The organism is Deltaproteobacteria bacterium (assembly GCA_017302835.1).
GTDB lineage: Bacteria > Bdellovibrionota > Bdellovibrionia > Bdellovibrionales > Bdellovibrionaceae > UBA2316.
Window position 1 is genome coordinate 209,341 of record JAFLCC010000001.1, and the last position, 15,388, is coordinate 224,728.

A 15,388-nucleotide genomic window follows, 5' to 3' on the forward strand; every position below is an offset into this window, starting at 1 on the left:
CTCAATAATTAACCACGTAAGTGTTCAAAAAATCTAATATTAACTTCTTTAAATCTTTTAAAAATTGTCACCGCGATTGCCAAACCGACAGCCGCTTCCGCTGCAGCAATAGTCATTACGAAGAACACCATGATTTGGCCATCTATATTATGAAGATATTTACTAAATGCGATAAATGAAATATTCACGCCATTCAACATGAGCTCTATGGACATCAAAATCACGATAATATTTTTTCTTAATAAGACTCCCGCCATTCCCATCACAAAAAGCAAAGACGACAAAATAAGATAATGCTGAAGTCCAATATCTAATATAAAATTAGTGTTTGGCATGCGTTCCCCCTTTACTTCTAGCCAAGGCAACTGTTCCCACGGCGATAACTGTTAATAACACTCCTAAGGCTTCAAAACCGAATACATGTTTTGAAAATAAAGCCACACCTAGAGCCTTAGAATTGTCCTCGCTAATCACTGCGCTATTTGCTGCATTTTGAGTTTTTATTTGAGATTTAAAGAAATTCTCCTGACTCATTACTATCCCACCAACGATGAGTCCCGACAAAACTCCAATAGAAACAAGCTTAATGGTTCCAGATATTTTACCCGCAGTGAATGCTTGAAGCTCTGATTTTAAATCAAACAGCATCAGCACCATAACAAACAATACCATCACTGCCCCGGCGTAAACAATCAACTGAACTCCAGCAATAAAATAAGCTCCAAGTGTTACAAAAATTGCTCCTACACCAACCATTGTCATTGCTAAAGAAAGCGCAGAATAAACTGGATTTGTAAATAAAATTACCGACAATCCGCTAGACAAAACAACGAAAGCTAAAAACCAAAACAAAATTGCATCTGTTATCATCGCGTTCTCCAAATATTAAATCACTACTGATGTCATATAAATTATAATTGCTGTTACAATGGTATTTCCAAGGGCCCAAGGAAGCATTGTTCTCCAACCTAAGTCCATTAATTGATCATATCTAAATCTTGGCAACGTCCATCTAACCCAAATAAAAATCCATAAAAAGAAAGCTAACTTTAATGTGAAACACAAAAAATGAACCAATGTTGTTATAAGACTGATTCCCCCCGGTGAGTCAGCAAATCCAGCGGCCCACTGTCTTACTTGTTCAATGGTAATTCCAGGCAATCCATAACCACCAAAGAAAAAGATAATCATCAATGAAGATCCCAAAATCATATGTCCATACTCTCCGATAAAAAACATAAGCATTTTAAAGCCACCATATTCCGTGTGAAATCCAGCAACAATTTCAGCTTCTCCTTCTGCTAAATCAAATGGCAATCTGTTTGACTCAGCAAAAGTAGCTGCAAAAAACAAGATGGCGCCTAGGGGTTGAAAAAAAATTCCCCAATTAGGTAAAAAATCAGAACTCACCTTATAGCCAAACGCGTGGAAGACCAAGGTCCCCTGTTGTGCCATTATCATCTCTGTGAGATTAAATGTTCCAAAAAGCATGATCACTCCAACAATTGAGAGTCCTAATGCTAATTCATAACTGATAACTTGAGCACTGGCCCTTAAGGCCCCCAATAAAGAAAACTTACTGCCAGAACCCCAACCGGCCATTAAAATAGTGTACGCAGCAAGACCCGACACTCCCAAAATAAAAACAATTCCTACGTTCATTTCATAACCCTGAATAGGGAATACATAACCCCCTATACTCAAAGGAACAGAAAGTGGAATGGCCGCAAACGCTAGAGCCGCAGGAATCAAAGCAAAAATAGGAGCCGCATAAAACAAAGGTTTCACCGCTTTATCTGGAGCAAAATCTTCTTTAGTTAAAAATTTTACAGCATCTGCAAGAAGTTGCATCAAACCTAAGGGACCAATTCTGTTTGGTCCAAGTCGATTTTGAATAAAAGCAGAGCCTCGTCTTTCAACCCAAACCAAAATAGGCACAGCTTGAACAATCATAAAAAAAACGACAACAAGTTTAATTAAATTAATTGAAATTTCAAAAAAATCATTTCCCATAATCGCTCCCTATTTAATCCCACTCCAACGCTTTTGATTTTATCTCCCAAAATAAACCATAAATAAAGATGCTCAAAAATACCATCATTGAAATAAACACAAAAGCACCTTGTCCAGAAGAAATAAAATCCCTAAAGGTGACGGCCCATGGGTACATAAAAATGATTTCAATATCAAACAAGATAAATAGAATTGCTGTCAGATAAAACTTAACAGAAACTTTCGTCTCACGTTTTTCTTGAACCGGTATTCCGCACTCATAAATTTCTTTTTTTACATCTGAATTATTTTTTCTTGTTCCACCGATTAGACGAGCAAGGATAATCAATATGGTACCAAATATAGCAATAAAAACTGACATGAAAACGACGCCACCTAAGGGCATGCCTGCGGCCACTGAGTTCATACTGTCCTCCAAAAATTATAGGGTCTGATTCTACCTTTTCTAATTTCGAAACTTAACAAGATTCAGTTATACTTTCCATTACTTAGAAAACCAAGCAATATGCAATTTGCACGAGTGGCGCCGCGGCAAATTTTTTATTGTGAGGCAACCACTAGAAGCCTGTTTGAAAAAACTTAAATCGAGGCCGTAGGAGAAAGGAGGCTGAGGCTTAGCACAGCTAAGTCGCAGGGAGTCCGATCGACGAGAACGAAGATTTAAGACTTTTCAAACACGCTCTGACTTGTTACTTAATTGGACAATATTTTTTCGAAAGAATCTCTATGAAATTTGAGCCACTTAATTTAAATCTAGAATCCCAGCTCGAAAGGGTTTTCGATGGTCCTTCGAAAAAAGAAGTTCAAATCATTGGATCTTCCTCGCTACTCTCCTTTGCTCTCTTTCTAAGTCAATCACACAGCAAACAAATTCACGCGCTCCCTCACTTAGTTATTGTCAGCAACTCTAATGATGCAAATAAATTAATCAATTATATTGAGTTTTTTGATCCAAGCAAAGTTTGCTATGTGTTACCAGAATTCGATGTCTCCCCCTATTCAGGAGTCTACCCTTCTCCGAAAATAATTAAAGAGAGAATGCTCTTTATGAGCCGTGCTCAAAACGCCAGAAAGGGCGAAATTTTTGTCGCGTCTTACTTGGGTATGCAACAAAAATCAATCCCCGTGGATGTTTTGATTGAATCCAATAAATTGTATAAAAAAGGAGACTTTTTACCTGAAAATTTGTCTCTTCATTTAATAAATTTGGGCTATGAATCGGCACCTATGGTTGAAGATGTGGGCCAGTTTGCCATTCGTGGCGGAATTGTCGATATCTTTTCCCCAGGAGAAAAACTTCCTGTCCGTGTCGAGCTTTTTGGTGACCAGATTGAAACGCTTAGATTTTTTTCTCCTACGACGTTAAAAAGTGAAACCGCTATCGATAGTTTTCTTTTAACACCTGCAAAAGAGATTTTATACTTAGACAATGAGTATGAGCACTTGGTCTCGAGATTTAAAGCTTCTACCCAAGGAAGAGTTATTCCAAATGAAGAAGTCGACGACATTTCTCGCTCTTTAGTGCAAAAAAACTTCTTTCCTGGCATCGAATTTTTGATTACTTGTTTTTATGAAAAGCCATCTCTGCCAATTGAACATTTTGCAACTTCTTTAAACCTTTGGATTGTAGATCCCATTGAGGTTCAAAAAATAAGTGATGACTCTTTGTCAGAACTCAAAACTGAGTTCAATAATTCTGAAAATTCATTGATCAGACCAAAACTGGAAGATTTTTTTAATCCCGCTTGGATTTCTTCCACCAGTGAATCCTCTGCAGATTTCTGTGGGTTAAATGAAAACATTATTTTGAAAAAAATATTTTTTTCAAATATCGATTTTAAAAACACAAACTTTGATGAGGGCTCTGAATCTCCTTGTCGAATTGAATATCGTTCTTTTACGACACAAGAATTTTCCAATCTTTCTTTGGCCTCAACGCCAGGATCAGAGGCCTGGAATATTTCTTTGTCAAACAAACTAAACCATTGGAAAAAAGATCATTATAAAATATTTGTGGCTATACGAAACACCGCCCAAGCCGAAAGACTCAAACACTTTTTAGATCAAATTCATTTTCAGTTTGGCAAAGTCTCTAATGAAGATTATTGCTGGGACAGCTGGTGCCGCGAACAGGAATTTAATCCACACCTTATTCATCTTATTCCACGTTTTCTAAGTGAAAGCCTGCGTGTTGAAGAAGAAAAAATCATTTTTTTGCGTGAAGAGGATTTCTTCGGAAAAAAAGACCGAATCCGCTCTACTCAAGGTGCTGAGGACTTCCAAAAACAAGCCAAACGTCTTAATTTTGGCGATTTGAAGCCGGGCGATTTGGTTGTTCATATCAAACATGGAATCGGCCAGTACGAAGGTCTTAAGGTAATGAATATCAACGGCGTGGAAAGCGAGTTTATTCAGCTTTCTTATAAAGAAAAAGATAAACTTTACCTTCCTGTCTATCGTGTCAGTCAACTACAAAAATATTCAAGCAGCATTTCCACTTCCCTACTAGATAAGCTGGGTGGAACCAGCTGGGAAAAAACAAAAATTAAAGTTAAGAATCATCTTAAAGATATCGCTAGCGAGTTGCTAGCTCTCTATGCCAAGCGAGCCGAAATGCACCGCCCTCCTTTTAAACTGAGTGAATCAGAAGCTCAACTTTTTGAAAAAGGATTTCCCTTCCAAGAAACAGATGATCAATTGCGCTCCATTAATGATATTATTAAAGACCTGTCTTCCTCTAAACCAATGGACAGGTTAATTTGTGGAGATGTTGGTTTTGGAAAAACGGAAGTGGCCATGCGGGCAGCCTTTTTTGCTGTGGAAAGTAAAAAACAAGTGGCCATTTTAGCCCCTACTACTATTTTAACATTCCAACATTTCGAAAATTTCAAAAAACGTTTCCACGGTTGGCCCATTGAAATCCGCGAGCTCAACCGTTTTGTTTCCACCGCTGATGCGAAAAAAACCCTCGTAGATCTAAAAGAAGGACGTGTCGATATTTTAATTGGCACTCATCGAATACTTTCAAAAGATGTAAACTTTAAAGAGCTAGGACTTTTAGTCGTTGATGAGGAACAAAAGTTTGGAGTCATCCACAAAGAGAAAATTAAAAAATTAAAAACCTCCGTAGACACCTTAACTCTTTCAGCGACACCAATACCAAGAACTTTGAACATGAGTCTTGTTGGCATTCGTGATCTCAGTTTAATTAACACCGCTCCTGTGGATCGACTGCCCACCCGAACTTTCATTTGCAAATGGGAAGCTGAAACCATCCGTAAGGCAATTGAATCAGAGATTCATCGTGGAGGTCAGGTTTATTTCATCCACAACCGAATTCAAACAATCTATGGAGTCGCTGACGAAATCAGACAGATTGTTCCTAAAGCTCGAATTAAAGTGGCTCATGGGCAAATGGATGAAGAAGAGTTAGAGAAAACCACCTTGGCTTTTTTTAATCATGACATCGACGTGCTCATCAGCACAGCCATTGTGGAATCGGGCATGGACGTCTCGCGAGCCAATACCATGTTTATTGACCAAGCTCAGTTGTTTGGCCTATCTCAACTCTATCAACTCCGAGGTCGAGTGGGACGGTCTAAACAACGCGCTTATTGCTATCTCCTGTTACCAAGAAGTCGACAATTAGATAAAGAGGCCCAAGAACGCTTAAAAATAATCCAGGAAAACACTCAACTTGGCAGTGGTATTCGCATCGCTCAATATGATCTTGAGTTACGTGGTGCTGGTAATATTTTAGGAGATGAGCAGTCTGGACATGTAAACTCTGTTGGTTATGAGTTGTATATGGATTTACTTAATGACGCCATTTCTAGAGCTAAGGGCGAAGAGGTAGATGATTTTGAATTAGATCCAGAAATTAACTTAAGAATTTCCGCAATGATTCCAGATAAATATATTCCAGATATCCGAATGAGGCTAAGCTATTACAAAGCCTTAGCTGAAATTAAATTCGAATCCGATGTCGAGCAAATTGAAAATGAATTGCAAGATCAGTTTGGACCTCTACCAGAACCTGTCGTTAATCTCATAGGTGTTATGCTTGTAAGAAAGCTCTGCAAGGATTTAGGGGTTAGAGACGTGAGTGCCGGAGTTAAAACTGTTTCCCTTGTTTTCACTGAAAAATCTAAACTTTCTCCAGAGCAAGCGATCAAGCTTGCCATGAGAGAAACTAAAAAATACTCGCTAACTCCCGACAACAGACTAAATATCCGTTTAGAAATCATCGGCTGGTCTCAAGTGTACGAAGAGCTTAAATATTTATTAGCTGTCTCGGAGGGAAACGACCCCAAAAACCCAAAACCACCTCAACAGCCCACGCAAACCAAACTCATCCGCCGTATGGGAATATTTTAATTCCTACGGACCTGGATCGTCATTTGTAGAAAGAGGTGGTGGTGGTGGCGGTATCTCCACCTCACCTTGCTTTGCTTTTGGAACTGTTGACGTCGTTACCGGTGCCTTTGCTGGAGGTTTTGCTGCTGCGCTTGGAGCTGGAACTGCCGGCACCTCTACGGGTGCCACAGCCGGTGTCGCGGCCGTCGGTGAAACCGCTGCCGGTGCTGAGGCTGGCGGTGGTGGTGGCGTTTGATTACCCGAACCATCTTGCGATTTTGGTGCCTCTATTTCTCCTGGAACTTTATCTCCCACTTCCTTTGGTTTTCCCTTGCTTGATTTTGAGCTTTCTTTTAACTTTTCCGCCTGCTGAGACGATACACCGATTATAGTTCCTGTCGTTGTTACCGCTTTAAATTTCTTTTGATTTTGAATTTCTTTCTGTTCTTCTAGTAATTTAGTTTTTTCTGCTTCGAATTTTTTAATTTCTCTTTGAGTATCGCTTATTAGATTATCGATTTTTTCACTGTTAGCGTTACTGTCTTTTGATTTTTGCCCTTTCAGATCTTCAATATATTTTCTTTGCTCTTCAATAATATAATTTATTTTCTCTATTTTCTTACCTTTGAATAGATCATCTAATGTCTTTTGAGCCATCACTGTTTTGGTATTAATTTCATTACTAAGATCTTTCAATTCCCTTGCCTTTTTTTCATACTCTAAGGCATCCTTAGTGTTTTTAAAACTTGGTTTATTTTCGGGAATTTGAGTTTTTTTAGGATCTTTAGGTTTTGCATTGGATTCTAAAAATTCTTGCAATTCTTTATTTTTTTCAAAATATTGGTTTTGAATTTCTCTAATTTCATTTTCAACCTTTTTAACCTCGTTAAGTCCTTTATTAATCTCATAGTTTTTATCTTTTAGATTCTTCATTGACTCTTTGGCAGCTTCAACTCTTCCTTGACCTACTTCTTTCAAAGTATCACCTGCGGATTTTATTGGAGGCTTAGAACTTTTTGCCATCACGCCGCCAACCCCTTTCAGAGTCGATCCACCAACAGCGTTAATGGCTGCTCCTGTTGTGGCTCCTGCGATACCAAGAGCTGTCTTGCCATTATATATTTTAAAGCCAACCAGTTTGAAAGGTAAGGTCAAAGGTAAATGAGACGCTGTTAAACCGCCCTTGAAGCCAGATTTTATGCCTTTCAGAGTTTCAGCAACTAACCCTTTTCCCGCTGTCTGGTTCTCCGCAATTCCTTTGCGAAAGGCTTCTAATTTTCCCTCTGCCTTAAATTTCCCTGCGGATTTAGTCGCAATCTTAGCACCTATTTTTGCTCCCACAACCGCGCCAGACTTAATCATTCCTCCCATGGCAGCGCCAAAGCCGACGTTGCCACCAACAAATTTCCCCAACATGGCGCAACCCAATTCAATCTTCGTGCTGTCGTTCACACAAGACATTAGAGCCGAATCCCAACCTACCAACTCTTGTAGAACTTTAGTTAGTGTTTCTATTGGTTTTTCTTTTAGTTCAGACAAAAGCATGGGTATGCTTGTAATCCAGCCAAACGAAAAAAAGTCAAGAAATGAGTTTATTCCATTTATCATTAAAGAAGCGCCCAAATTTCTTATACATTGCTGAATCAAAGGCAAAGTATCTTTTTTGGATTCTTTATCGAACATATCTTGGCATAAGCGATCCGATGGTTTCGAGCCTTTGATTGCAGAAAAGCCCAACGAATTCCAATTTTTTGAAATATTATCACAACAAGCTTTTTCTTCTGCCTCTGCTGCAAGTTCTTTTGTTTCTGTTGGGTTTTTTGTTCCGCTTGGACAATTTTTACCATCAGCACAGATTCCAGCCTCAGATTTTGTAGGTGAGTTCCTTCCTGTCTCTTTGGCGTCAATTTTTCCCTGATCTGAATTCCCCGCGGCCTGACCAACCTTGTCTATGGCTTCCTTCATTTGGCTCTGTATGATTGTATTTACCTTGTCATAAAATGTATTATTAGTTTCCTTCAAATACCCCAGACCATCAACAATCGTTTGAAATAGTTCTTTTCCAGACTCTGTTTTATTACAGGTATTTTTTTTCTTACTTTTATCTGAAGAGAAATCCAATTTTGTTATTGAAAATCCTGGCATCGAATCATTTACTTCAGACTCAATGACTTTACAGTCAATTTTTAGCGTCTTTTCATTTGGACTACAAAACGATTCTTTTCTAGTTGCCTCAATTTCACAGCCAAAATCATTTGACAGTTTCTGAAAATAGGACCTCCATTCTTCCATAGCAACAGTATGAAGAAGAAACAAACAATCCGTCATTTTCTTGTTTTTTAAATCTAATATATCTGTTTGCAATTTTTCAAAATCAAAAATTCTTTCGCCTAAATGTTCTATATCTTCATTTTTAGTTAGACTTCCTTTAACTTTGGTTTTTTGCCCATTTATTTCGACTTCTTCTTCTCTGATATAGGCATTTAATTTCGCCAATACTTGTTGATTGATCCCATTGGCTGGATTTGATTTTCCTTTTGCTTCGTCATAACCACATTCTTTTGTCTTGAGTACGCCTTCCGTATAGAAGTTTTTTTCTATCCCTTCCGCATAGGCATTAAATCCAAGTGCTAGTTCCACTAGAACCAAAAATATCTTACCAATTAAACTTATATAAAATTTATTTTTCATTATATTTCCTATTCAAATTCAGGCTTAAAGTTATGTAGACTGTTTTTTGCCTCTTCTATGGCTCTTTTCTCTGCAGATTGAGGATATATGAGGTGAATGGATCTGGCCCTCTTGTCTTTTGAAAAATAATAATGTTCAATAAATACTTTGGTGTCTCCATGATTTCCTTTATAACTTCCCATAAGTTCTAATTTTTCTCCCACAGGAGTTGGTTGAAATTTGTAATTATCAAGTTTCCAATCCTTTACTCCAAACTTAAAATTGAATTCCTGTTTTCCTTGAAGGAATTCGGGATGGATCTTCCCTTCCATAGTCTTAGGAGAACCTTTTGCGGTTTTGAGTTCAGGCATAATATAAATGTCTATTTTCTTTTTCCCCAAAGAATGAAATTCTGTTGGAAGCAAATCGGGAAAAAAATTTGTTTTAGCTTCAAAGTCCTTTGGAGGATGATATTCAAAATCACTTTTTTTGGATGCTCTGACAAGAACTCCAAACGTAATAATTAAAAAAAGAACTCCAAGACTCTTCGCCTTGTTTTTTTTAAAATACGCCATCATAAATTTTCCCACCTATAATGATAAAAAATAAGTTTTTATCTTTCTTTATTCTATCCGATTATTTTTTATTTTGAATATTATTTAACCATCTAATTGACGTTTTGATTAAAACTCAACTCTTAGTCCAGCGCCCCAGTTGATGTCACTTTCTAAGTTTGGTTTTGGATCATCATTAGGATTTTCATGTTTGGTCCAGTGAAAATCTAAATATGTATTTTCAAGACCATGCTCTAAGTAAGCCTGTTTAGAAACTTCTTTTTCTATCCAATTAAGTTGTATTAAAAATCCAACGGTAAATGAATACCCAACATCCGATGTGTCTTCATAAGACTTTTCAACGCTTTTTACATTCTCAGATACCTTAAACCGAAACACAGAAGCTCCTAGGTAAGGAACAAAATAAGGCTCCCGCATCAGATTATCTGCCAGAAATTGAATGCTCGCGCTTATTTTCTCGATGGCAATGGTCCGTTCGTCTCCAATTCTGTCGTCGAGCAAGGATCCTTGACCAAAACCAAGTCCAAAGGTCAAGCTTCCGAGTAGAAAATTAAATTTATAGTTTAAATTTAGCTCCGGTACTGTTAGATCTTCATTTCCCCAAAGCTCTTCATAAAGTAGCTGATCATGTTGAGATACATAGTCTGCGAAATATAAGTTTTCAGATCCCAAGTACATCATAAAGCCATTAGTGGTTCTTCTTTCTTTGTAGTTTTCGTAATTTTTAAATTTCAAAACTTCAACATTCCCTTGATAGGGAATGACTTCAACAAGCTCTTCTCTCGGTTTAGGATCAAGACGTCGATCCCTGTTTTGATCCATACTTTGATTATTGGATTGATCCATACGTTGATCTAAACGTTGTTCTATACTTTGATCGATATTTTTTTCAGTGCTTTGATCTATATCGCTTATGGTTTTGGATTCAACGCTTTCTAATTTTTTTTCTTCTAGCTGATGTTTTTCGGTTTCCTCGGCAACTTCTTGTGTTTCTTCTTTATCCACAGTGTCCGAGTTCTCTTCATTCTCTGCATTTAATGTGTCGTCTGTGTCGTCTGCGTCGTCTGCCGCGGCTTTGTCATCTCCTTGTTCATCAGCCTCTTTCTGATCATTGTCACTATCACTTTCACTATCATTCTCTACAGCATTGTCATCCTCTTCGTCTTTGCTTGCTTTTAAACGGTCTGTGCTACTTTTTTCTATGGCAACTGCTTTTGTAACAGGGAAAATTACCGTGCCACTTACCGTAATAAAAAAAAATGAGAGTAAAAATCGCGCCTTAAGACTAAGGTCCTTTTTATAAAAATTTTTATTTTTTGTCTCATTTGTTTTCATTTATTACCGATATCTTATTATATGTCTTCTGAGTTTACGGTAAAAATTAAAAATATATTATTATATTTATCGCTGATCTCTCAATTTCAGAACTTTTCGCTAGCTATGACTCAAGAAATAACTCGATCATTTTCAGATTCCTCAGCTGAAAAAATTCTATCCCAAATGAGTTTAGATGAAAAAATTGGACAATTATTTATTGTTGGTTTTCCACAAAACAGTTTTGACCAGAAACTAAAAAAACATATTCAAATCAACAAAATAGGTTCATTTATTCTTTTTAAGCGAAATATTACTGACTTAGTCTCTTTAAAAAAATTAAATTCCGAATTGGTCCAGTATTCAGTTGAAAAGCTCAGTGTGCCCCCTTTGCTGGCTGTTGATCAAGAAGGCGGTAATGTAGCACGTATTGAAACAACTCCCAAAATGCCTTATTTTTTTCAATTAGGAAATATTGAAGATTCCAATTTAATTTACCAGTTTGGAAAATATACAGCTGAATTGCTTTCCTCATTGGGTTTTAATTTAAATTTAGCTCCTGTTCTAGATCTTGCCGATTCGACGGAAAGCAGTTTTATTTCTCTTCGATCTTTTGGAAATAACCCCATAAAGGTATCCACCCTTGGATATTCCTACTCTAAAGGTCTATTAGACAATGGCGTTATTCCAACGGCAAAACATTTTCCAGGGCTCGGCAATTCGAGGAATGACCCTCATACTTCTTTTACGAGTCGAAATACTTCTTTAAATGATTTGGAAACTTTCGATTTAAAACCCTTCAAAGAGTTTTCAAAATTAGGTCCGAATTCTGCAGTGATGTTGTCCCATATGGTTTACAAAAATCTTGATCATTCACTAAAACCTGCTTCTTTCTCTCAGTTTATTATTAAAGATCTTCTTCGGAGCCGTTTAGGGTTTTCTGGAGTTATTATAACAGATGATTTGCAAATGAAAGCCTCTTCTTTAGCTTCCTTTGGTCCATCACAGGCAGCCTTGGAAGCCCTCATGGCGGGAGCAGATATTGTCATGCTTTCTTGGTCTTTAACTGATCAAACTAAAGCCTTTAATTTGGTTAAATCCGCGGTTTCCTCTGGAAAATTGCCAATTGCCCTTGTTAACGAAAAAGTATTGAGAATTCTTTCTCTTAAAAAGAATATTCATCAAAAATCAAATCTCTTATTTAAAAAATTTCAGACAGATGATATTCGTGTTCTAAATCAAGTACAAAAAAATATTTTCACGACAAAAGTGAATACCGCACTTCTCAATCCTGAACTGCTTTTAAACTCAAAAAACTCCAAGAATAAATTTTGTGTTGTTTCAAATTTAAATAAAATTTTTGATAAATTTAAGTTTCCAAACTTTCATCAATTTCTTGGTTTTAAATTACCACAAAATACAAGCGCAGAAGAGTTTGTAAGTTTTTTTAAAAAATGTCCCTGTGAAGTTTTTTTTCTTATTGTTGATAATTTCGAACAAGTCCGCTTGTTAAATGCCTTTTCTCCAAGTAAGGATAAAAAAATTGTAGTTTTTAACTACACGCACCCGTCAGCGCTTAAAAACAGAGATAAATTTTTTAATGTCATTGATTTTTATGGACTTGCTTCCGCCGACATAGAAGCTCTTTCAAGTCGCCTACAAGAATTTTCGCTTCTGGTATCTAAAAAATTTAAACAGAATTCTTTCTACAAAGAATAATTTAATTTTTATATTTAGAAATTTCTAGATCGGCTCGCATTCGATTTATTTCTCTAGTAACGCTTTCAAAAGTTTCATCATTCAAAATTTCGGAATTTAAACGTTTCTCTGCTGACACAATATAGCGTTTACACTCTTCGACATCTACTTCAGCTGGAAGATCCGCTATTTCAGCTAATATATCCACACCACCTGGAAAAATCTCGCAATAACCCCAAGAAACAACAGCATGGTTGTAAGTTTCTTTCCCTTTTTCTTTCCACTTAACAATTCCTGTTTCCAAGGAGGTAATAAGAGGAGTATGCCCTCCTAATATATTCAGCTCTCCTCGGTTTGCAGGCACTACGACGGATTCAACTTCTTGATCCATTATAATTTTTTTTTCAGGGGTCACTAAGGTCAGTTTAAACATTTGATATAACCTTTTAAATTTGTTTCACTATACAAGTTTTTTAGCTTTTTCAATAGCATCTTCAATGGTTCCAACTAAATAAAATGCCTGTTCTGGAAGTTCATCATGTTTTCCATCTAGGATTTCTCTAAATCCTTTGATAGTGTCTTTGATGTCTATATACTTACCCGGCATTCCTGTAAACTGTTCCGCCACGAAAAACGGTTGCGACAAAAACCTTTGTATTTTTCTAGCTCTTGTAACAACGAGCTTATCTTCTTCAGACAATTCATCCATACCAAGAATGGCAATAATATCTTGAAGCTCTCTGTATCTTTGTAACAAAGCTTGAACATCCCGAGCGCACTTGTAGTGCTCTTCGCCAACAACTTGAGGGTCCAACAGTCTTGATGTGGATGTTAAGGGGTGAACCGCAGGGTAAATCCCAAGAGCGGCAATATCTCTATCTAGGTTGGTTGTTGCATCTAGATGGGTAAATGTCGTCGCCGGAGCTGGATCTGTATAGTCATCAGCTGGAACATAAACAGCTTGTACAGAAGTAATTGAGCCTTGTTTAGTCGAAGTAATTCTTTCCTGTAAGTTCCCCATTTCGGTTCCAAGAGTAGGCTGATAACCAACGGCTGAAGGGATACGACCCAATAAAGCCGAAACCTCTGCACCTGCTTGAGTAAATCTAAAAATATTATCTACGAAAAATAAAACGTCTTGTTTTTCAACATCTCGGAAATATTCTGCAACCGTTAGGCCTGTCAACGCAACCCTAGCTCTTGCTCCTGGAGGTTCGTTCATCTGCCCAAAAACTAGAGCTGTTTTTTCGATAACTCCAGATTCTTTCATTTCTCTCCAAAGATCGTTTCCTTCCCTTGTTCGTTCTCCAACACCAGCGAAAACAGAATAGCCTCCATGTTCGGTGGCGATATTTCTGATCAATTCTTGAATGAGAACTGTTTTACCAACACCGGCGCCTCCGAATAAGCCAATTTTCCCACCCTTTGCATAAGGGGCTAATAAATCTATTACTTTAATCCCCGTCATCAACATTTCTGTTTTTGTGGCTTGATCTTCGAATTTGGGGGCGCTCCTATGAATTGGCCATTTTTCTTTTGTGTTAACAGGACCCGCCTCATCAACAGGCTCTCCAATAACATTGATAATTCTACCAAGAGCCTCTTTACCAACAGGGGCCATAATCATATTCCCTGTATAAGTTACTTTGCTGCCACGAACTAACCCCTCTGTGGAGTCCATTGAAATCGTTCTAACAACATTATCACCTAAATGTTGCGCTACTTCTAAGACCAAATTTTCATCTTTATTTGAAATAAAAGAGTTTGTCGCTCTTAATGCTGAGTTGATCGCTGGAAGATCTCCACCCTCAAACACAACGTCCACAACGGGACCCAAAACTTGTTTTATTTTTCCATTTGCCATTAATTGCTCCTTAATTTTATTTCAAAGCCTCTGCTCCACTTACAATTTCGATTAATTCAGTGGTTATTTTTTCTTGTCTTAATTTGTTATATGTTAAAGAAAGCTTAGCGATCATTTCTTTTGCGTTATTTGAAGCATTTTCCATTGCTGTCATTCTTGCTCCATGTTCGGCAGCAACGCTTTCAGACATGCATCTGTATATTTGCAAATCAAAATGTTTTACCAATAGTTCTTCAATAATTTCTTTTGCTGACGGTTCAAAAATTAAATCTTTAGAAAATTTTTGAATGTTTTTTTCATCATTAAATGAACTTAAACTGACATCAATGGGAATAAGGGTTTCGCACACGACATTTTGTGAGATTGCTGATTTAAATTCGTTATAAACCAATCTGATCTCATGATATTCACCTGATAAATATTGCTTCAAAAGCTTATCTGCAACATGAGCAGCAAGGTCATAGGAAATATCTTTATCCAACTTAACAATGAAGTCGATTGGTTTTATTGATCGTTTATTAAAATGATCCACGCCTCTTTTGCCAATAAAGAAAAAATCTATTTTTTCTAACTGACTGTTATTTTCTTTGAAATATTTTTCAGCGTATTTGTTAATATTTGTATTAAAAGCTCCACACAAACCTCTGTCTGAAGTTAATACAACTAAAAGAATTTTTTTAGGATTTTCTTTTTTTTGCATCAACGGATGAGATATTTTTTGAGTCACTGAAATATCTGAAATCACTCTTCTTAAAGACAACGCATAAGGCCTCATGTTCACTATATTGTGTTGAGCCTTTCTCAGTTTAGAAGCTGAAACCAGCTTCATGGCCTTAGTGATTTGTTGTGTGTTTTTAGTAGACTCTATTTGAGCCCTTATATCTTTCAAGCTTCCCAT

Annotated in this window: 12 protein-coding genes; 2 read left to right on the plus strand and 10 right to left on the minus strand. The window is 37.0% G+C overall.

The genetic code is table 11. From position 1 onward, the window contains the following. Positions 1-8 precede the first annotated feature (8 nt). The 4 genes from nuoK to J0M15_01025 are packed head-to-tail and all read right to left on the minus strand — an operon-like array spanning position 9 to position 2,398. Positions 9-335 (minus strand): NADH-quinone oxidoreductase subunit NuoK, encoded by a 327-nt coding sequence (nuoK, locus tag J0M15_01010; protein ID MBN8535605.1) that lies wholly within the window; start codon positions 333-335, stop codon positions 9-11. Beyond that, a complete protein-coding gene (locus tag J0M15_01015; protein MBN8535606.1) occupies positions 322-870 on the minus strand; it encodes an NADH-quinone oxidoreductase subunit J in 549 nt (182 codons plus the stop codon). The genes nuoK and J0M15_01015 overlap by 14 nt, the downstream gene beginning before the upstream one ends. Before the next feature lie 15 nt (positions 871-885). Beyond that, entirely contained in the window at positions 886-2,013 is a 1,128-nt protein-coding gene (locus tag J0M15_01020; protein MBN8535607.1) for an NADH-quinone oxidoreductase subunit H, read from the minus strand. A 13-nt stretch (positions 2,014-2,026) separates the two neighbouring features. Next, complete coding sequence (locus J0M15_01025; protein MBN8535608.1) at positions 2,027-2,398, minus strand: NADH-quinone oxidoreductase subunit A; 372 nt, start codon at positions 2,396-2,398, stop codon at positions 2,027-2,029. 341 nt (positions 2,399-2,739) lie between these two features. Here J0M15_01025 and mfd point away from each other — a divergent pair, with 341 nt between their 5' ends. After that, positions 2,740-6,390, plus strand: coding sequence for a transcription-repair coupling factor (gene mfd / locus J0M15_01030; protein MBN8535609.1), 3,651 nt, complete (start codon positions 2,740-2,742; stop codon positions 6,388-6,390). 3 nt (positions 6,391-6,393) lie between these two features. On the opposite strand, the gene J0M15_01035 is transcribed toward mfd, so the two are convergent. The 3 genes from J0M15_01035 to J0M15_01045 all read right to left on the minus strand — a co-directional run bounded on the left by J0M15_01035 (position 6,394) and on the right by J0M15_01045 (position 10,949). Next, positions 6,394-9,060: a hypothetical protein gene (locus tag J0M15_01035; protein MBN8535610.1), complete on the minus strand. Its 2,667-nt coding sequence runs from the start codon at positions 9,058-9,060 to the stop codon at positions 6,394-6,396. A gap of 8 nt (positions 9,061-9,068) precedes the next feature. Next, on the minus strand, positions 9,069-9,617 hold the full coding sequence (locus J0M15_01040; protein MBN8535611.1) for a hypothetical protein: 549 nt from the start codon (positions 9,615-9,617) through the stop codon (positions 9,069-9,071). Between the two features lie 105 nt (positions 9,618-9,722). Beyond that, positions 9,723-10,949 (minus strand): hypothetical protein, encoded by a 1,227-nt coding sequence (locus J0M15_01045; protein MBN8535612.1) that lies wholly within the window; start codon positions 10,947-10,949, stop codon positions 9,723-9,725. A 21-nt stretch (positions 10,950-10,970) separates the two neighbouring features. Here J0M15_01045 and J0M15_01050 point away from each other — a divergent pair, with 21 nt between their 5' ends. Next, on the plus strand, positions 10,971-12,647 hold the full coding sequence (locus J0M15_01050; GenBank protein MBN8535613.1) for a glycoside hydrolase family 3 protein: 1,677 nt from the start codon (positions 10,971-10,973) through the stop codon (positions 12,645-12,647). A gap of 1 nt (position 12,648) precedes the next feature. On the opposite strand, the gene atpC is transcribed toward J0M15_01050, so the two are convergent. Genes atpC through atpG form a run of 3 tightly spaced genes read right to left on the minus strand, consistent with a single transcriptional unit; the run spans position 12,649 to position 15,388 of the window. After that, positions 12,649-13,059 carry an ATP synthase F1 subunit epsilon gene (gene atpC, locus J0M15_01055; GenBank protein ID MBN8535614.1) on the minus strand — a complete coding sequence of 137 codons (411 nt, stop codon included), beginning with the start codon at positions 13,057-13,059 and terminating at the stop codon, positions 12,649-12,651. A gap of 27 nt (positions 13,060-13,086) precedes the next feature. Further along, the gene (gene atpD, locus J0M15_01060) at positions 13,087-14,490 is read right to left on the minus strand and encodes a F0F1 ATP synthase subunit beta (protein ID MBN8535615.1); all 1,404 of its coding nucleotides are present in this window, start codon (positions 14,488-14,490) and stop codon (positions 13,087-13,089) included. A 16-nt stretch (positions 14,491-14,506) separates the two neighbouring features. Next, positions 14,507-15,388 (minus strand): ATP synthase F1 subunit gamma, encoded by an 882-nt coding sequence (gene atpG / locus J0M15_01065; protein ID MBN8535616.1) that lies wholly within the window; start codon positions 15,386-15,388, stop codon positions 14,507-14,509.